The organism is Bacteroidales bacterium (assembly GCA_031275285.1).
GTDB lineage: Bacteria > Bacteroidota > Bacteroidia > Bacteroidales > UBA4181 > JAIRLS01.
The window spans coordinates 17461-37741 of the sequence record JAISOY010000060.1; the positions used below are offsets into that span (position 1 = coordinate 17461).

Below are 20281 nucleotides of genomic sequence, written 5' to 3' on the forward strand. Positions count from 1 at the left end.
TTTTCACAAAGAGTAAATACAAGGGGGTCACTCTTTGACATTCTTCGTTTTCTCATGAATGCAATGGCTCATTACCAAACGGATCTCCGTATATGAGTATTGATCGCCCACCCTATCCTTTATAGGAGACAGGAGAAAATTGTCTTCTGCAATAGCTGCCTGGATCCAGGGACTTAATTTTTCCACTTTGTCTTGAGACAAAAGTTTCAAAACAGAGAGTTTGCCATTTTGTATATATTCAGCTAAATGAGAAATGACAGTGGATTGACTGATTTCCCGCATTTGTGCTATTTCTTCCACTGAAAAACCTTCCAGGAATAAATCATAACTTTTCTGGTTTGAATAAATATGCGGTTCATTTTCCTTCTTTTTAGAGGGAATATCTACCTTCTGTTTTGTACCCGTTTTCCCTGATACCTTTTTCCCTTCCTGGGAAATTTGTTCATATAAACCTTTACGGTCCGGAACTAAAAAATCGTTCCCATCAATCAGAGGTATGTTGTTATACCTCACTTTTTTCATGTTTTCGATGAATTGTTTTAAATCCAGTTCAAGGTTACACAGATGTTTGTAAAAGGTTTTTGCTTTTTTTACTTTGAATCCATTAATATACTGTTGTAAGGGTAACAACATCTTTTCAAGAATATTCCGGTGAAAAAACCCCACGGCTTTGTTACACCTTTCAGATAATGCATGGATATCAGTAACCGGTTGTCTTGTAATGGATCTTAACTCTGTTTTGAATCTTTCGGAAACCGATTTTAATTCATAAGCATGCGCCATCATTTCTTTCACTAAGGTATGGTATGACTGGAATTCACCGGAAGTTTTGTCATCAATCAGTTTATTTAATCTATGGGGAATAGCTGTTAGCTCCTCACAATCAAAATACAACAATAAACGGTCTGCCCAGAAATGTCGTTTTTTTTCTTCCAGTATTTGAATGAGCTCGGCCTGTTGTTTTTCACTTTTCGACATACTTACCGCTTGTCTGTTTGTTTGCACACTATCAGGAGTGATGGGCGAGAGCAGGATAATTCCTTCAAGGGAAGTGCATCGGCTCAATGCTACATAAGATTGTCCGGGAGCAAATGCATCGCCGGTATCAATTACAGCCCTTTCAAAAGTCAGCCCCTGGCTTTTATGAATCGTAATTGCCCAGGCCAGCCGGATCGGGTATTGCATAAAGGCGCCTAATTCTTCCTCTTCTATTTCCGCTGTTTCCTTGTTTAGCGTATAACGTATATTGGTCCATTTTTCCCGCTCGATTTCAATTATTTCATTTGTCCCTTCGAGTTTTATCCAGATCTGTTCGTGTTTTATCCGGGTAATGGTTCCAAGTTTTCCATTGTAGTAACGGCGGAATTCACCCGAATCATTCTTAATGAACATGATCTGTGCTCCTTCTTTTAAGGTTAAAACCATTTCAGTAGGGAGGGCATATTCCGGAAATTCTCCGGTTATTTCTCCTTCAAACCGGAATATCTCTGATGTTAATTTACCTAGTTCACGATTGTTGATTTCATCGGCCTTTGCATTACGTGTAGTGAGTGTAATGTATTTTTCTTCGGGGGGTGATTCGAAACCGGGACAATATCGTTGATTCAATATTTTCAGATCGGTTTGCGTTAATTCATTATTCCTGACACGATTCAACAAATCAACAAATAATTGCTCCCGTTGACGATATACCTTCTTCAGTTCAAGGTACACCGGCGGAATACGTTGGACCGATTTTGCATGAAAGAAGAACGGGGAAGAATAATAATCGCGTAGGATACTCCATTCGTCTTCTTTTACCACAGGAGGAAGCTGAAATAAATCACCGATATATAACAATTGAACATTTCCGAAAGGCTGGTCGTTTTTCCTGATTCGCCGTAACGATGTATCGATGGCATCCAATACATCCACACGAAGCATACTTACTTCATCAATGATCAGTAGTTCCATACGTCGTAGCATATCCAGCTTACTGCCTGACATCCTGAACCGCTCTTTGCTGTTCCTGTATTCCAGCCCGGGAATAAAAGGCTCAAAAGGTAGCTGAAAGAGAGAATGCAAAGTTACTCCCCCGGCATTGATTGCCGCAACACCGGTAGGTGCCGCTACAATGCAATTTTTATGGGTGTTTTCCCGGATATATTTCAGGAAAGTGGTCTTTCCTGTTCCGGCTTTTCCTGTAAGGAACACATGTTGTGATGTCTGGTTTACAAAATCGGCAGCAAGTTGAAAAACAGGATTATGTGTGTCAGGAGTGATCATCCAAAAGTTGTGAAAATAAGTTCATTTGTCAAAGATACATTTTTCTGTCCGGTATATGTCGGATAATATAAATAATTTGACGGTAGATTCCTTCAAACATACTATATTTGTTCTGTAACCCATTTCAGATAAAACATTATGAGGTTTTTTACTTGTTTCGTGTTATGGTCATTGCTAGGTACTTTCTGTATTACTGCTCAGGACTATCAACTAAGGAAATTTCCCAAAGGTTCGACGCCTGAGGAGATCGGAATTCGATTGGTAAACAAATATTTGCAGACGCCACATTCCCGGTATGGTAATACCCGTCCTAAAACACCTCCTACACAGATCACTTATCCCGATGTATGTGCCTGGCTGGGTGGCCTTTGGTTTTCAAGTGTTACCAAGAACCAATCAATGTATGATCATCTGGTGGAACGTTTCCAACCGCTTTTTACTACGGAAAAACATCTGCAACCCAAGCCGAACCATGTGGACAATAACGTATTCGGTGCGTTGCCGCTGGAAATATACCAAAAGAAAAAAGAAGAAAAATATTTGGCGTTAGGACTCATGTATGCCGATACGCAATGGGAAATTCCGGAAAATGCAACCCCCGAAGAAAGGGTATGGGCCGATAAGGGTTATTCCTGGCAGACGCGCATCTGGATTGATGATATGTTTATGATTACGGCTGTACAGGCACAGGCATATATGGCTACCGGTAACCGTACATATATTGACCGGGCAGCTTCTGAAATGGTGATGTACCTGAAAGAAATCCAGCGTTCCAATGGTCTTTTTTATCACTCTCCGACAACGCCCTTCTTCTGGGGTAGAGGCAACGGCTGGATGGCCGTAGGTATGGCGGAGGTTTTAAGGATGTTACCGGAAAATCATCCTGAACAGGCAACAATTATGGAAGCTTATAAGAAGATGATGTCAACCTTGCTGCAATATCAGGCAGAGGACGGGATGTGGCGTCAATTGGTCGATGATCCGAAAGCATGGAAAGAAACATCCTGTACCGGTATGTTCACTTATGCAATGATTACCGGAGTGCAGAATGGATGGCTGGATAAGAAAACATATGGTGCTGCAGCGCGGAAGGCCTGGTTACGGTTAATTACCTACCTTAATGCGGATGACGAATTGACGGAGGTCTGCGAAGGAACCAATATCAGGAACGACCATCAATATTATCTGGACCGTAAACGTATTACAGGTGATTTACATGGCCAGGCCCCCTTGATCTGGTGTGCTTATGCACTGAAACGATGATTTGCATTATTTTTGTTGTGAATATATCCGGACATTCTTACTTAAAAATATATTTAAATGAAAATTTTCTTAATAATTGTAGTATCTCTCTTTACTTTGACCAACATATCTGCCCAGGAAGATACCAAGGTGAAATGGTTTACTATGGAGGAGGCATTAAAATTAAATGAAAAGGCACCCAAAAAATTCCTGATAGACCTCTATACCGACTGGTGTGGTTGGTGTAAGAGAATGGATGCAGAAACATTCAGCCATCCTGAGATTGCCCGATACATCAATACTCATTTTTATCCTGTTAAGTTTAATGCTGAGTCGCCCAATGCAATTATCTTTAGGGGAATTAATTTTGAGGGTAGTAAAAAAGTAAATGGAAGAGCCTCCACTCATAAGTTTGTTGAGGCCTTGTTTGAAAGTGGAAATATACCTCCGGAAAGAAGGGGCTATCCTTCTATTGCCTATTTAACTGAAAAACTGGAATTAATTGGTGCTGACGGGGGCTATAAAAATCCACAACAACTAGAACCGTTATTGTATTACATGCAGGAAGAAAAGTTTAAGACCGTCAATTTTTCCGAATACGGCAGTACATTCGTCAGCAAGCTGGATAATAAGTAATATAAAACAATTAATGTCATATTTGCTAAGCGTACTCAATGTTAATCAATGCGACTTAAGAAAACAATAAATAGCACTGAGTGCTTAGATAGATCTATTCGATTCCTGTTTCTATCCGGAAATTATTGATGTCATGCATTCCCCGGAGAAAATCTTCAACAGGCATCCGTTTTTTTCCTTCCAGTTGCAGGCTTTTAACTGATATCCATCCGTCGTCTGTGGCTATATGCAAGAAACTCTTCTGATCGGATCCGATACTTCCGGGTTTTGACAAATGAGGTGTAAGATAAGGTTCGGTGTCGAATATTTTCAGCATCAGTTTTTCTCCGGTGGGAGAAATTAGATAAGTCCAAGCTGCAGGATAAGGGGAAAGTCCCCGGATAAAATTATAAGTGGATGTTGTGTTGCGTTTCCAGTCGATCTTACATGTTTCCTTGAATATTTTGGGTGCCGTCATTAATACCTGATCGCTCATTTCGAGTTTCTGAGGTATGGACCGGTAATTATTTTTTTCAATATTTTGAATGGCATCCACTAGATGATGTGCTCCGCTGTACATCAGTTTGTCATGCATGCTTCCGGCATTATCTTCCTGAAGGATCGGTTCTTCCCTGTATGAAATAATATTCCCTGTATCTATTTCTTTTTCGATGAAAAAAACCGTCGTTCCGGTTTTTGTTTCACCATTGATGATGGCCCAGTTGATGGGGGCCGCACCCCGGTATTGCGGCAATAATGAAGCATGCAAATTGACTGTGCCTAATGGCGGCATATTCCAGACTTCTTCCGGCAACATGCGGAAAGCCACCACTACAAATAAATCAGCATTGAAACTTTTCAGATGATCCAAAAAGTCCGTATTTTTTAATTTTTCAGGCTGGAGAATGGGTAAATGATGTTTTTGGGCACATTGTTTTACGGCAGTTTCATGTATTTTCTGACCTCTTCCTGATGGCTTGTCCGGAGCGGTGACAACAGCAGCCACATCCATACCGGCTTCAATGATTGCTTCTAATGAAGCAACTGCGAATTCCGGAGTTCCCATAAAAACTACACGCATAATCAGATAAGATGAATATTATTTCTTTTTTACCAGCTCCAGTGTATGACCCATTTTTTCATATTTGGTCTGCATATATTTTTGACTGTAAGAATTAGGCGGGACTTCAAGCGGGACATTTTCCACGATCGTTATGCCATAACCTTCCAGTGCAATCCGTTTGACGGGATTGTTGGTCATCAGCCTTATCGAGCCTAATCCGAGTTCCCGTAAGATGCTGGCTCCTACGCCATAGTCGCGTTCATCAGCTTTGAAGCCGAGATCGATGTTGGCTTCTACCGTATCTCGCCCCTCATCCTGAAGTTTGTATGCGCTAATCTTATTGAATAATCCGATACCCCTGCCTTCCTGGTTAAGATATACGACTACTCCTTTACCTTCTTTTTCGATCATACGCAAAGCCAGGTGTAACTGTTCCCCGCAGTCGCAACGATAGGAACCCAGGATATCTCCGGTGAGGCAGGAAGAATGCACCCTTGTCAGGACCGGTTCGTCTTTTTCCCAGCTTCCTTTGATAATTGCCAGATGTTCCAGGTCATTTGAAAGCTGGACGAACGGAATTACCTCGAAGTCTCCGTATTTTGTGGGAAGTTTTACACGTTCCCCCATTTTGATAATGGACTCTTTCTGTAAACGGTACCTGATCAGATCTGCGATAGAAATAATTTTTAGATGATGGGTGGCAGCAATTTCAAATAATTGAGGAAGTCGTGCCATACTTCCGTCTTCATTCAGTATTTCTACCAAAGCGCCTCCCGGTTGTAAGCCTGCCAGACGGGTAAGGTCTACTACGGCCTCTGTGTGTCCCGGCCGGCGTAGTACGCCTTTTTCACGGGCCTTTAATGGCGCGATATGCCCCGGACGTGCCAGGTCTTCCGGACGGGTATTGGGATCCACCAGGGCACGGATGGTCTTTGCCCGGTCGGAAGTGGAGATTCCGGTAGTACACCCGCTCCCGATCAAATCAACAGAAACGGTAAACGGGGTTTCGTGCAATGATGTGTTTTTACCCACCATCATATCTAATTCCAATTCTTCACAACGTTTCTCGGATAAAGGAGCACAAAGCATCCCTCTTCCGTATTTTACCATAAAATTGACAATATCCGGAGTAATGGTTTCCGCAGCACATATAAAATCACCTTCATTCTCACGGTCTTCATCGTCCACAACGATGATGATTTTTCCATTACGAATATCTTCTATTGCTTCTTCTATGGTATTAAGTTTCTTTTGGGACATTATTTATTGTGTTTATCAGGTTTATCTTTCGATTGATCGATAAGTGTTTCCGATTGACATCAAAAACTATAAAGTACTGTTTATTTCATTTATAAGATTACGGTTAGCACCCATGATATTCTTCAGGTCATTGCGTAAATTATTTTTTTGTATCAGCGCCTTCAGATAAAGGTACAGCCATACAGGGACAATAATCATGATCGCTATGGCCTGCCATTTCGATTGAAGTTTGATTTTGTAATCATGTAACGAAACGTTCGGATATTCGCGTACAGTTTCCCTGATCAGGTCGATATCCGATTTTTCAAGAATTGCTTTTACACGGTCGTAATCATGTCCGATACCGGTCAGTATCGGATCTTCATCTTTCTGAAAGATCTTGGTTAGCCGTAATAATCTACTCAGGTCATCTTCCAGGTATACTTTACATTTTTGTGATAATTCGTCAATTTCATTGATGATGTTTTCAGGTTCCATGTCAGCCTGACTGACTTTAATGTCAATGTTGGCACGCGATGTGGGATAAATAGCGAAAATGAAGCCCAGTCCTTTTTTTATGTAACTCAGATACAGGTCCTGATTAAAAATGGAAGAATCGCGGGTAGCCAGGTAGGTCAGGAAAACCCCGATAGGTAGCACGATGAAGGTAGACATCCACATACCCAAGAATGGAGTCAAAGTACCGCCTTTAGCCGCTTTTTCACCAATCATGGAAATAACATAGTACAATACGAAGAAAATTACGGCAATAATGATCGGCGTTCCCAACCCTCCTTTCCGTATAATGGCTCCCAAAGGAGCTCCGATAAAGAACAGGATGATACAGGCCAGCGACATGGTAAATTTCCGGTGCCATTCCACTTCGTAGCGCCATGTTTGTTTGCTTTTGAAATCCAGTTCATAGATGGTCCCGGCAAACTGGTCCTTCTGGTTGCGAGCATCATTTATGGCCGCTTGTATCGCTTCCTGTCGTTTGGTTTTGGGTTCCAGGTCGAAAGCGGTCATGAAATGATCCGTTATTTTTGACCGGTATATGGTATCTCTTACCCGTGGTGGATAATCGGGAAATTGATAAGCCGGTTTTACCGAAGAACGTAAATGGTCCTCATGTTCTTTGACAACTACTTTCATTGAATCAATGGTAACTTTCAATTGATCAAGGCTCATCATCTGATATCCCTTTTTAAGGATCTGATCATCCTCCGACCTTTCAAAATCAAAGCTGGGCAACACCATCCGGAATGTTTGCTGTTCAAAAGTCTGATGACTGAAGGGATAGGTATTGTTCTTTTTATTGGTGCTTTTTTTGTCTGCTACTTCTTCCCTATACCTGTGTCCGCTATATAGGACCACTTCCAAAAAACGTTTGTCAGCCGTAACCGCCATATGCCCGGAATCGGCAAGGATAACAGTAGTGTTACCCAGCTTTTCAGTGTGATCATATATCATTATATCATACAACAGGTTCGTTTTATGGTCTTTTTTACCGATACGGATGCTGTAACCGTCTATAGCATCTGAGAACGCACCTTCACGTATACTTAATTCCGGACGTTGCTGCCTGATATCGTTGATCAGGCTTCTCATTTTCAGATTGGTAAATGGAGTTATATTGTTGGCAAAAAGAAATGCAATTATTCCGATAATAAAAGAAAGTACAATCAAAGGAAAGACAATCCGTTGTAAAGATATTCCGGCAGCTTTTAAAGCGATCAGTTCATAGTTTTCTCCCATATTGCCCAATGTCAATATCGACGACAATAATACGGCCAAAGGAAAAGCCATGATCGTTAAATTAGCTGATGTATATAATAACAACTCTCCGATAATGGACAGTTCGAGCCCCTTACCTACAAGTTCATCGATCCATTTCCATAAAAACTGCATGAGCAATACAAAGACCACTATGATAAAAACCAGTACGAATGGTCCTATGAATTGTTTCAGCATGAAGCGATGAAGTATCTTCATGGCTTGATATATTTATAACTAATGCTATTCAAGATTCAATACTTTCAGACTGTAAAGGTATAAATTATTCATGATTTATGAAGAAAAGTGTATGATAACCGTTTAATGTGTAAACATGATTGCCTTTATTGGTATACCTGATATGACGATAAAATTTGTTTTAAATAGACATTTTTACTATCTTCGTCCAAGAATGATTTTAATTTTTAAACGATAATGCTATGAGTGTAAAATATGAAATCCGGCATGCTTCTCATCCGGCAGATGCAAAAAGTTATGATACACAAAGACTCCGGAAAGAACATTTAATTGAACATGTTTTTGTAAAAGATGAAATTAACCTGGTATATTCTATGTATGACAGGTATATTGTTGGCGGAGCATTTCCGGTAAGTAAAGCGATCAGGCTGGAAACCATCGAGCCGTTAAAAGCACCTAATTTTTTACATCGCCGGGAGTTGGGGATGATCAATGTCGGTGGCCCCGGAAAAGTGAAAGTCGGGAATGAAGAATATATGATCGGACATAAAGAAGCGCTTTATGTGGGCAGTGGTGATCATGAAGTGACTTTTTCCAGTGAATCAGCCTCCCAGCCGGCTAAATTTTACATTAATTCTGCGCCTGCACACAAATCTCTTCCTACACGGAAGGTGACACTGGCCGATGCTGTAGTGGCGGATATGGGCGCTTTAGAAACATCTAATGCCCGTAGGATCAATAAATTATTGGTGCGCGAGGTGCTGGAAACCTGTCAGCTTCAGATGGGGATGACGGAATTGCAACCGGGGAGCGTTTGGAATACCATGTCTCCTCATACCCATTTGCGCCGTATGGAAGCTTATTTTTATTTTGAAGTTCCGGATAAACAGGCTGTTTGTCACTTTATGGGTGAGATTGACGAAACACGTCATATTTGGATGAAAAATGAACAGGCAGTCATTTCTCCTTCCTGGTCCATTCATTCCGGTGCAGGAACCAGCAATTATACATTTATCTGGGGAATGGCCGGTGAAAATATGGATTATGGAGATATGGACACTGTCCAACCGGATGAATTAAAATAGAAAATAATAATTATTGATAATATTAAAAAGCCTGTAAATACAGGCTTTTTTGGTATCCGGGAAAATGCCTTCCAGATTATTTATTGATAAATTTAATCGTTTGATTAAATAAAATGTTTAAATAAATTGTTTAAATCAAAATATTAGTCTTATATTTGTGCCGTGATAATATGATTGATATGGAAAAAGATAGAAGCACTGAAGAAAAGATCAAACAGGCGGCACGGAAGATCTTTCACCAGAAAGGTTATGCGGCGGCACGTACGCGGGATATCGCCGAAGAGGCCGGTATCAATCTCGCGTTGCTTAATTATTACTTCCGTAGTAAGGAGAAGTTGTTTGAGATGGTAATGGCCGAAAGCCTGAAAGAAATGCTTCATCCTGTGATGGTGATCCTGAATGATCCAGCGACCTCATTGTCATCGAAAATTGATCAGGTGATGGATGCATATGTCGATATTCTTTCGGGAAATCCGAATCTTCCCATATTTATTTTAGGTGAAATGAAAGCACATCCTGAAAGACTTCCCCAAAGAATGGGATTAGAAAATTCGTTCATGAAGCAGACGGTGTTTTATTTTCAATTGGACAGTCATCTGAAAAAGATAAACCTGGACGAAGCCGATCCTATGCAGTATATGGTCAATATGTTATCCCTCATCGTATTTCCTTTTGTTGCATCGCCTTTGTTGAGAACGATCGGAGGATTGAGTGATGATGATTTTCAGCAAATGGTGGAAGAACGGAGGGTATGTGTTCCGGTATGGGTAAAAAATATGATACAGTTAACAGATTAAGTACTCAGTGCTATTTATTGTTTTCTTAAGTGACATGAATCAATTTGATTACGTTTATTCAATATGACATTAATTGTTTGGTATTACTTGGTATGAAAAAGATTGTCTTGCATATTTTCTTATTGCTGGTATCCCAGCTTTCATGGGCGCAGAAAAGTATCACCATCGATGAATGCTGGCAAAAAGCGCGGGAGAACTATCCCCTGATCAGGCAACACGGTTTGGTCGATCTTTCGGAACGATATACGGTTTCAAACATAGGTAAGATCTGGTTGCCCCAGATATCAGTTAATGCGCAGGCTTCCTACCAGTCGGATGTGGTGCATCTTCCGGTCGATATTCCCGGTATGGATATTCCGGTGATCGACAAAGACCAGTACAAAGTTACGGTTGACCTCTCACAAACCATTTGGGACGGAGGGACGACCCGTTCAGAGAAGAAAATTACACGGGCAAGCCATGAGGTCGATAAGCAGCAAATCGAAGTATCGCTTTATACAGTCCGTGAAAGGATCGATCAGTTGTTTTTCGGTATCCTGACCATTGATGAGCAATTGAAGCAATTGGATATCCTTAATGCAGATCTGGATGCAAGTATGAAAGTGGTCACTGCATATCTGCAAAACGGAACAGCCACGTCTTCTGATGTGGATGCGGTACGTGTGGAACTGCTCAATACGGAACAGAGGAGAACGGAGCTGATTTCATCCCGGAAGGCTTATGCCGGAATGTTGTCAGCCATGATCAACGAAACGGTGGGTGAGGATATGGAGCTTGTTAAACCTGTGGAGACATCTATTCAGTATTCATCTTCCATCCGGCGGCCGGAAATGTTATTGTATGCCAGTCAGGGAGAATTATTTCAGGCGCAGGAACATATGATCAATGTAAAAAATATGCCCAGATTTTCACTATTTTTACAAGGTGGTTACGGAAAGCCGGGACTGAATATGCTGGCCAATGAATTTGACTTTTTCTATATCGGTGGAATCCGATTTAGCTGGAACTTTGGTAACCTATATTCATCCAGAAATGACAGGAACCTTATTTCCTTCCGGAAAAATATGATTCTTGCACAACAGGAGACATTCGTATTTAATACCAACCTGAAACTGACCCAGGTTTATCATGAAATACAGAAAGCAAAAGAATTGATGGAACGCGATGATGAAATCATTCTTTTACGTGAGCGGGTGAAAAAAGCAGGGGAAGGAAAGTATGAAAACGGAGTATATACCGTTAACGATCTGGTAAAAGATATTAATGTAAAGAGCCAGGCACAACAGGCCAAAGTTTTACATGAGATACAATACCTGATGAGTATTTATCAGTACAAAATGTTGTCGGGAAATAACGATCAAGAACCAATAAAATGAAATACAGATGGAACACTTATTGAGGCAAACACATAACGGAAAAGAAAAAAGAATCACAGAATATTCTTATTTCATGACTTCATGTTCTTTTCTAATAGCAGTAATGTTTATTTTTCTGGTTTCCTGTAACCGGAACGGGTTCAAATATGATGCTACCGGAACATTCGAGGCCACGGAAATTATCGTTTCTTCGGAAGCCACAGGGAAAGTGGAGGCTTTTGATGTGAAGGAAGGTGTAAGCCTTTCAGAAGGACAGCAGGTCGGTTATATCGACAGTACACAACTGTACCTGAAAAAAATGCAGTTGATCGCAGCACAAAGGGCTGTGGTAGCCCGCCGGCCTGATGTCGCCAAGCAGATTGCCGCCACGAAGGAACAACTAGGCAAAGCACGGTTTGAAAAGGCGCGTTTGGAAAAACTTTTCGAAGTACAGGCGGCTACACAAAAACAACTGGATGATGCCGATTCACAAATAAAAGTGTTGGAAAGCTCACTGGATGCACAAATGAATTCGTTATCCACATCGGTCAACAGCCTTGACGGGGAAAGCGCGGTATATCATGCCCAGATCGAACAGGTGAATGATCAGTTGGCGAAATGTCGTATTATAAATCCTGTAGATGGGGTAGTGCTGAGTAAATATACCGAGATAAAAGAAATCGTTTCACCGGGTAAGCCGTTGTATAAAATTGCAGATATACAAAACATGTTCCTTCGTGCTTATGTCGTTTCCGGACAATTGGAAAAGGTACAAGTCGGGCAGGATGCAACCGTATACCTGACTTTATCAGATAATACGGTTAAATCGTATCCGGGCAAAATAGCATGGATATCCGATAAAGCCGAATTTACACCCAAAACCATTCAAACGAAGGATGAGCGGCAGAACCTGGTATATGCGGTTAAAGTAGCCGTAACCAATACCGATGGAAAGATCAGGATCGGCATGTACGGGGATGTGGACTTTAGTAAACGATAAAATGAAAAAGATCGTTGTTGCCGTTGATTCTTTTAAAGGTAGTCTCCAATCATCCGAAATCGCTGAAGCGATCGAAAGCGGTATCAAAGAAATATACCCCAATTGCGAGGTAGTGAAAGTTCCTGTTGCAGATGGGGGAGAGGGAACCACAGAAGCGCTGGTTGGAGCAACCGGAGGAAAGATGTATTCGAAAGAGGTTTACGGACCTTTGATGACCCTCGTTGAAGCTAAGTACGGCATATTGGGGGACAAGCATACGGCCGTGATCGAAATGTCTTCCGCAAGCGGACTGACTTTGATTCCTGAGGAACAACGTAATCCGATGTTGACAACTACTTATGGAACAGGACAATTGATCGCCGACGCATTGAAAAACGGTTGTACGGAATTTATTCTTGGTATTGGTGGTAGTGCTACCAATGATGCAGGGACAGGTATGCTGCAGGCATTGGGTTATCGTTTTCTGGACGAAGGCGAACATGAACTTGGTCAGGGCGGACGAATTTTACAGAAGATCGCATCCGTTGATGTATCGTCACAGAATCCGTTTCTGGATATGGCACGTTTTAAAGTTGCCTGTGATGTTGACAATGTTTTTTCAGGAAAGCAGGGAGCTGCTTATGTTTTCGCTCCGCAAAAAGGTGCAGACGCCTCAATGGTAAAGGAACTTGACGATGGATTGGAGAATTTTGCCCGAATAATAAAAAGGCAATTCCATAAAGACATTAGTACTGTTCCCGGAACAGGCGCTGCCGGTGGTATGGGTGGTGGTTTGCTGGCATTCCTGAATGCCCGTTTACAATCCGGAATAGACCTGGTTCTTGAAGTTCTTGATTTTGAAAAACTACTGGTGGATGCGGATATGGTGATCACCGGTGAGGGAAAAATGGATAGTCAAACGGCAAGGGGGAAAGTGCCATACGGTATTGCAAAAGTATCAGCTAAGAGAGGAATACCTGTCATTGCTTTGACAGGAAACATTGAAGATGCCGAAGCAGTTAACAAAATAGGGATTAATGCTGTCTTTTCGGTAATGCCACGGCCCATGACGCTTGACGAGGCTATGGATTCGGATACGACGAAAAAGAATATCAAAGATACAGTGAGGCAATTGTTCCTTTTTAATCAAACATTAAATAATAGGCACTAATGAATAAAAGCGATATAAAAATGATTCATGTTGATGAGCATCTTTTGTTGAAAGAAATAGAAATGTCGGATGCGGCCGCTGTTTTTAAAACGATCGATACCCAACGTGAATACCTGGGAAAATGGTTGCCTTTTGTGGCGTTTACACAGAAGCTGGAAGATTCCGAAAAGTTTGTCCAGTCCATTCTTGACATACCGTCTGAATACCGCGAATATGTCTTCGCAATGGTTTATGATGGTCTTTTTGCCGGAATAATCGGTTTTAAGGATACCGATCACCAAAACAAAAAAACGGAAATCGGTTATTGGCTTTCGGAGAAATATCAGAAAAAAGGGGTAGTGACGAAATCGGTAAAAAGCCTGATGACGTTTGCTTTTGAGGAATTGGGAATGAACAGGATCCAGATAAAATGTGCAACAGGTAATATTCCCAGTAAAAACATCCCGAAAAGGTTGAAATTCAAATTTGAAGGAATAGAAAGGGATGGAGAGTTGTTGACCGGAAATATATATACGGATATTGAAATATACAGTCGTTTAAAAAATGATGCCTGATCGATGATGGGGCTTACTGAAAATATATTGGTTCGTTGTTCCGGAATATCAAAGACTTATCCGGGAAAACCACCTGTTTCTGCATTGAGGGAGATCTCTATGGAGGTCAGCAAGGGGGAGATTTTCGGATTGATCGGCCCCGATGGCGCCGGAAAAACCACCCTTTTCAGAATGCTGGCCACATTAGCACTTCCCGATACGGGACATATAGATATATCTGGATGGGACACCCGAAAAGATTTCCGTGTATTACGGAATATCATCGGTTATATGCCGGGACGGTTTTCTTTATACCAGGATTTAAGTGTGAAAGAAAATCTTGAATTTTTTGCCGGCGTATTCAATACTACCGTTGAAAAGAATTATGACCTGATCCGGGATATCTATGTACAGATCGAACCGTTCAGTAGCCGGAAAGCGGGAAAACTATCAGGAGGAATGAAGCAGAAGCTGGCTTTATGCTGTGCGCTGATCCATCAACCCGAACTACTGATCCTGGATGAGCCTACTACAGGTGTCGATCCTGTTTCGCGGAAAGAATTCTGGGAAATGCTACGTAAATTAAAGGAGCAGGGCATCACTATTGTCGTATCGACTCCTTATATGGACGAAGCGGTTTTATGTGGACGGATTGCTCTGATACAATCCGGCAGTATTATGGGTATCGATACACCGGACAATATCATACAAGCATACAAAAGGACTTTGTATGCCATGCAGTCAGGAGATAATTACGGGCTGCTCGGGGAACTACGTCGCCGGCCGGAAGTGAACAGTTGTTATATTTTCGGCGAAAGCCTGCATGTTACTTTTGCAGATGTTGACAACGGTGGCTTGTTGGAGGAGTTGGGGCAGGAAAATGTCAGGATATGGGAAATCCGTCCGACCATAGAAGATTGTTTTATCGATTTAATGGAATAGGTATGGCAGCGATACAGGTAGAAAATCTGACCAAACTTTTCGGTGATTTCACTGCTGTGGATCATATCTCATTTGAAGTAGAAAAGGCTGAGATATTCGGGTTCCTGGGAGCCAATGGCGCCGGAAAAACCACAGCGATGAGGATGTTGTGCGGTTTATTGTCCCCTACTTCCGGAAAAGGAACCGTAGCCGGGTTCGATATCTATAAAGAAGCCAACAGGATCAAGCAACATATCGGTTATATGAGCCAGCGTTTTTCATTGTATGAAGACCTTACCGTCCGTGAAAATATGCGGTTATTCGGCGGGATATACGGGATGGACCGTGGTCGTATAAAAATAAAGGCGGACATGATCGTTTCCGAGCTGGGTTTGGAACAGGACATACTTGTAGGATCATTGCCATTGGGAATCAAGCAGAAAGTGGCATTTGCCATTGCTATCTTTCATGACCCGGAAGTCGTTTTTCTGGATGAACCAACAGGAGGTGTCGATCCGATAGCGCGGCGCATGTTCTGGGAAATGATCTACCGTGCATCTTCGGAAGGGATTACCGTGTTTGTCACTACCCATTATATGGATGAAGCAGAGTATTGCCACCGTGTATCCATGATGGTGGATGGGAAGATAGAAGCGCTGGATACTCCGGAAAACCTTCGTAAAACATACAATGCCGGGAGCATGGATGAAGTATTCAGGATGCTGGCACGAAAAGCTGTAAGAACAGATAACTGACTAAATCGACCGGTATGTTTATCCATTTCATCAAAAAAGAATTTTTCCATATTTTCCGTGATATACGGACCATGATGATGTTACTGCTGATGCCGGTCGTTCAGCTGATCATTTTCGGGTTCGCCATCACCACTGAGATCAATCATACGCCTGTTGCTGTACTGGATCATTCGAACGGTGAACTGTCGAGACGGTTGATCGCAAAGATAGATGGCAGCCGTTATTTTACCTTACAGGAAAAACTTCAACATGCCGGACAACTGGAAGAAACCTTCCGGCAGGGTAAAGCCAAGCTGATTGCTGTATTCCCGTCCGGATTTGATAATGACCTGTATCATAACGGTTCTGCTGATATCCAGCTTCTTGCCGATGCATCTGATCCTAATGAAGCCTCTACAGTTATTTCCTATGCCGGACAGGTCATCGCTCAATATGTACAGGAATTGAATACCGGTAATACGCTTCCCTATGTGATTCGTCCGGAAGTGAAAATGTTGTATAATCCCCAGTTGAAGAGTGCTTATAATTTTGTTCCGGGTATTATGGGGTTGATTTTGATGCTGATCTGTGCCATGATGACATCTATCTCGATCGTGCGTGAGAAGGAACAGGGTACTATGGAAGTATTACTGGTATCGCCTGCCCGTCCTGTAATGATCATCATCGCAAAAGCAGTTCCCTATCTGATGATTGCCATGATCGATGTAGTGAGTATCCTTTTGTTATCTGTCTTTGTATTGCATGTTCCTATCAGCGGAAGCGTCATCCTGATCTTATTACTGAGTTTTGTGTTTACCCTGTCGGCACTTTCGCTGGGTTTGCTGATCTCATCTGTTGCCAAAACGCAACAGGCGGCTATGTTGGCATCCGGAGTGGGACTGATGCTACCGTCAATACTACTTTCCGGACTTATCTTTCCTGTTGAGAATATGCCCTGGATATTGAGGATCTTATCCAATATTATTCCTGCCAAATGGTTCATTGTCGCCATTAAGGATGTAATGATCAAAGGGCTTGGCATCGGGGCCATAGCGGGAGAATGTGGCGTTTTGTTATTGATTACCGTTATTTTGTTGCTGGTCAGTGTCAAGAAATTTAAGATCAGGGTGGAGTAGGGGAGTTGGAAAGTTTGTAAAGTTATAAAGTCAGAAAGTCAGAAAGTCAGAAAGTTTATTGTTCATCATTCAAAGTTCGTAATTCGTAATTCATCATTCGTAATTCATCAACCGTGTCTCTTTTATTGGTCATACTCAGGAAGGAATTTTTACAGATTTTCAGGAATAAAACAATTCTGAAAATGATTGTTGCTTTGCCTGTACTTCAATTACTGATCCTTCCCTGGGCAGCAACTTTTGAACAAAAAAATATTACGTTAAGCGTGGTAGATAATGATCACAGTTCTTTTTCACGTCGCCTGACAGAAAAGGTGACTTCATCCGGCTTTTTTCAACTTACGGATTATTCTGTTTCATATGATCAGGCGCTAAGATCTGTTGAAGCCAACCGGGCCAACCTGATTTTAGAAATACCCGGCCATTTTGAAAATGATCTGGTCAGGGAAGATCAATCACAATTGATGCTTTCAGTCAATGCTGTCAACGGACAGGTGGCCGGACTGGGAACCGCATATATCACACAGATCATACAGGATTTTAATCTGGAGATCATAGAAGAGGCAGGTTATCCGAATGCTTCGTTATCGAAAATAAATGTAATACCACAGTTCAAATATAACCCGGAAATGAACTATAGGAATTATATGGTTCCGGGAATTATTGTACTGCTGGTTACCCTGATGGGAGGTATGCTGGCTGCATTGAACATTGTACGGGAAAAAGAGATAGGTACTATTGAACAGATCAATGTTTCCCCTATTCCGAAAGCCGTTTTCATTTTAGGAAAGCTGGTGCCATTCTGGATCATGGGCTTGCTGATCCTTTCTTTGGGATTACTTGTCGCGTGGGTGATATATGGCTTATCTCCAGTTGGTGACCTGGGGGTGATTTATCTTTTTTCATTTTTCTATATTCTGGTCTTTTCCGGATTCGGATTATTGATCTCTACCTATTCCGACAGCCAACAGCAAGCCATGTTCGTCGCTTTTTTCTTCCTGATCATCTTTTTTCTTTTGAGCGGGTTATTTACCCCGGTAAGCAGTATGCCGGGATGGGCTCAAAAAATAACCCTACTCAATCCGGTTCGTTATTTTGTCGATGTGATGCGTCTGGTATATATGAAAGGTAGCGGTTTAGCGGATATCATTCCTCAAATACTTTCAGTAACCGTTTTTGCGGTCATATTCAATATGTGGGCAATATTGAATTATAAGAAAACCAGTTAGCATTGATAATGTTTCGGAAAAAATAATTATGTTTGCACCATAACACCGATACTTGTGGATATGCGAATATATTCAGTAATATTACTATCTTTCTTATCTTTATCTGTTTTCGGGGTACAGCCGGTTGACACAACAAAGCAGGAGAAAATGAAATTATGGCTTTTTGCTGGTTTCGGGTTTGATTATATGGAAATTTCCGCCAGTGAATCGATGGGTCTTGGAGTCCAGGCAGGTGTTATATTGAATCGCTGGTTATCGGCAGGAGCTTCTCTACATGGTGTTTTTACGTTGAATCCTTTAAAAGACAGATTCACTACCCAGGATGCTAATATCTTATGTGGCCACGGCGGACTTTTTTTTGCACCGATCATATATCCCGGTGCTTTGGTACATGCTACGATTCCGGTGTATGTCGGATATGGGAGCATTAATTATGAACAGTACAATCGTGCGGAATCTGCCAGTTTTATCAGCGCATCGGATAATTTTATGATACTTAAACCAGGGATAGAAGTAGAACTGAACCTGTTGAGTTTTGTCCGGATTGCCATCGGCGGATATTACGAATGTACATCAAAATTGAAGCTCAATCAGGAAGGTACCGGAGAAAGGATTTTGCCCAGAAATGTACTTAATGGTTTTTCTGTCGGAATGAAATTACGTTTCGGAAAATTTTAAGCACCCATTGCTATTTGTTGTTTTCTTATGTTGCAATAATAGGGTTGATTACACTCATAAAATGCATCATTATATTTTTTGCATTCCTTAATATATCATTCAGAAATTGAAAAAATACCCGGCAAGTCCGGCCAGGAGACCAATCAGTACTGAAATTCCTTTCATCCAGAAGAATCCTCTTTTTGATTCAGCCAGCAACGGAAGCCCGGCATGACCATCCTGAACTATTGAATTGGCCAGTAAGATGCTGAATGGGATCGATCCGTTAGCAAAAAGGGTGATAAATATAATATGCGGTCCGGACTCAGGAATAATTCCGATCAAAACGGCTAAGAGCAGGATATACATTTGATTTCCACGTACCCATTCATCAATGTCAAGAAACTGTTGTCCTACCTGTAATACGGTAAGAACTCCCAACGTCCAGAAAAATATCTTGGGCAGATGTTTTTTGATGATATGCCCCCACAGGTGTTCTTTTAAAAAATGATCCTGTACTGTGGTAATGATGAACAGGGCGATGAGGCATATCACTACAAAGAGGATGTTGAGCCATCTTTCTTCGAGTAAGATACTGGAGAAATCTCCATGTGTATGTTCGTGATGGTGATCATGAACCGTACATTCCTGGTCATGCACATGTATATGGGCAGTGTGTTCAATGGGGATGTCATGCGCATCATGGGAATGTTCGAACCATCCCATCAGAATGGCGACAATGATCAGGACAATCCCGGTCATCAGAAGCGCCCGTTCAAATGAAATATGTTTCAGGTTTTTTTTCCAGTTCCCTTTGATGTTTTCATGGCAATCTTTATCAGCCTGGTGTATGGCATAGTGTTCCGGACTGAATGGGGTCGGGAATTTTTTAACGAATAGGTTGATAACGATGCCGGTAATCACTGCAATAATGAAAATTACCACAGTAAGTAGAATAGCGGTTTCAGGGATCATGGCAAACATGATGAATGCTTCATCGCCGAAAGTAGCGATCATGCACGCTATTAAAGCACCGAAATTGACCACATTATGTGTGAATAAAGAAACAACGGCAAACCCTCCCAGGCATCCCGGAATGATACCCAATAATGCAGCTACAAACACTTGTTTGTATTTCGAATTCTGAAAATTGTTCATCCATTTCCCCTTCGAAATAACATTGAGGTATTCGATCAACAACATCATGACCAATACAAAAGAAGTGATCATAAGTGTATTTTGCAGAATAGAAGTGATGATATGACTCATTAGTTTATGGTGTTATCGTTTTT

General features: G+C 41.6%; 18 protein-coding genes. 13 read left to right on the plus strand and 5 right to left on the minus strand.

All coding sequences use genetic code 11. The annotated features are described in order from the left end of the window. Window positions 1-27: 27 nt before the first annotated feature. Entirely contained in the window at window positions 28-2265 is a 2238-nt protein-coding gene (locus LBQ60_05595) for a helix-turn-helix domain-containing protein (protein MDR2037378.1), read from the minus strand. A 138-nt stretch (window positions 2266-2403) separates the two neighbouring features. On the opposite strand from LBQ60_05595, the gene LBQ60_05600 reads away from it, so the two are divergent. After that, window positions 2404-3528, plus strand: a complete 1125-nt coding sequence (locus LBQ60_05600) for a glycoside hydrolase family 88 protein (protein MDR2037379.1) — start codon at window positions 2404-2406, stop codon at window positions 3526-3528. Between the two features lie 57 nt (window positions 3529-3585). Further along, a complete protein-coding gene (locus tag LBQ60_05605) occupies window positions 3586-4143 on the plus strand; it encodes a DUF255 domain-containing protein (protein MDR2037380.1) in 558 nt (185 codons plus the stop codon). Between the two features lie 94 nt (window positions 4144-4237). Here the strand turns inward: LBQ60_05605 and fmt are convergent, their stop codons facing one another. The 3 genes from fmt to LBQ60_05620 all read right to left on the minus strand — a co-directional run bounded on the left by fmt (window position 4238) and on the right by LBQ60_05620 (window position 8416). Further along, a complete protein-coding gene (gene fmt / locus LBQ60_05610; GenBank protein MDR2037381.1) occupies window positions 4238-5203 on the minus strand; it encodes a methionyl-tRNA formyltransferase in 966 nt (321 codons plus the stop codon). Between the two features lie 18 nt (window positions 5204-5221). After that, on the minus strand, window positions 5222-6445 hold the full coding sequence (locus LBQ60_05615) for a bifunctional 3,4-dihydroxy-2-butanone-4-phosphate synthase/GTP cyclohydrolase II (protein ID MDR2037382.1): 1224 nt from the start codon (window positions 6443-6445) through the stop codon (window positions 5222-5224). 66 nt (window positions 6446-6511) lie between these two features. Beyond that, a complete protein-coding gene (locus LBQ60_05620; protein ID MDR2037383.1) occupies window positions 6512-8416 on the minus strand; it encodes an LptF/LptG family permease in 1905 nt (634 codons plus the stop codon). 221 nt (window positions 8417-8637) lie between these two features. Here LBQ60_05620 and kduI point away from each other — a divergent pair, with 221 nt between their 5' ends. From kduI to LBQ60_05675, 11 genes are all read left to right on the plus strand, one after another. Beyond that, the gene (gene kduI, locus LBQ60_05625; GenBank protein MDR2037384.1) at window positions 8638-9480 is read left to right on the plus strand and encodes a 5-dehydro-4-deoxy-D-glucuronate isomerase; all 843 of its coding nucleotides are present in this window, start codon (window positions 8638-8640) and stop codon (window positions 9478-9480) included. A 179-nt stretch (window positions 9481-9659) separates the two neighbouring features. Beyond that, window positions 9660-10277, plus strand: a complete 618-nt coding sequence (locus LBQ60_05630; GenBank protein ID MDR2037385.1) for a TetR/AcrR family transcriptional regulator — start codon at window positions 9660-9662, stop codon at window positions 10275-10277. A 92-nt stretch (window positions 10278-10369) separates the two neighbouring features. Further along, window positions 10370-11653 (plus strand): TolC family protein, encoded by a 1284-nt coding sequence (locus tag LBQ60_05635; GenBank protein ID MDR2037386.1) that lies wholly within the window; start codon window positions 10370-10372, stop codon window positions 11651-11653. A gap of 73 nt (window positions 11654-11726) precedes the next feature. Continuing rightward, window positions 11727-12632 carry an efflux RND transporter periplasmic adaptor subunit gene (locus LBQ60_05640; protein MDR2037387.1) on the plus strand — a complete coding sequence of 302 codons (906 nt, stop codon included), beginning with the start codon at window positions 11727-11729 and terminating at the stop codon, window positions 12630-12632. A 1-nt stretch (window position 12633) separates the two neighbouring features. Then, window positions 12634-13782: a glycerate kinase gene (locus LBQ60_05645; GenBank protein MDR2037388.1), complete on the plus strand. Its 1149-nt coding sequence runs from the start codon at window positions 12634-12636 to the stop codon at window positions 13780-13782. 20 nt (window positions 13783-13802) lie between these two features. After that, window positions 13803-14336 carry a GNAT family N-acetyltransferase gene (locus tag LBQ60_05650; protein ID MDR2037389.1) on the plus strand — a complete coding sequence of 178 codons (534 nt, stop codon included), beginning with the start codon at window positions 13803-13805 and terminating at the stop codon, window positions 14334-14336. A gap of 3 nt (window positions 14337-14339) precedes the next feature. Next, on the plus strand, window positions 14340-15257 hold the full coding sequence (locus tag LBQ60_05655) for an ABC transporter ATP-binding protein (protein ID MDR2037390.1): 918 nt from the start codon (window positions 14340-14342) through the stop codon (window positions 15255-15257). 2 nt (window positions 15258-15259) lie between these two features. Further along, window positions 15260-15991, plus strand: coding sequence for an ABC transporter ATP-binding protein (locus LBQ60_05660; protein MDR2037391.1), 732 nt, complete (start codon window positions 15260-15262; stop codon window positions 15989-15991). Between the two features lie 14 nt (window positions 15992-16005). Beyond that, complete coding sequence (locus LBQ60_05665; GenBank protein ID MDR2037392.1) at window positions 16006-17106, plus strand: ABC transporter permease; 1101 nt, start codon at window positions 16006-16008, stop codon at window positions 17104-17106. Window positions 17107-17219: 113 nt separating this feature from the next. Next, window positions 17220-18332, plus strand: a complete 1113-nt coding sequence (locus LBQ60_05670) for an ABC transporter permease (GenBank protein MDR2037393.1) — start codon at window positions 17220-17222, stop codon at window positions 18330-18332. A 147-nt stretch (window positions 18333-18479) separates the two neighbouring features. Continuing rightward, complete coding sequence (locus tag LBQ60_05675; protein MDR2037394.1) at window positions 18480-19010, plus strand: hypothetical protein; 531 nt, start codon at window positions 18480-18482, stop codon at window positions 19008-19010. 99 nt (window positions 19011-19109) lie between these two features. On the opposite strand, the gene LBQ60_05680 is transcribed toward LBQ60_05675, so the two are convergent. Beyond that, entirely contained in the window at window positions 19110-20258 is a 1149-nt protein-coding gene (locus tag LBQ60_05680) for a putative manganese transporter (protein ID MDR2037395.1), read from the minus strand. Window positions 20259-20281 lie beyond the last annotated feature (23 nt).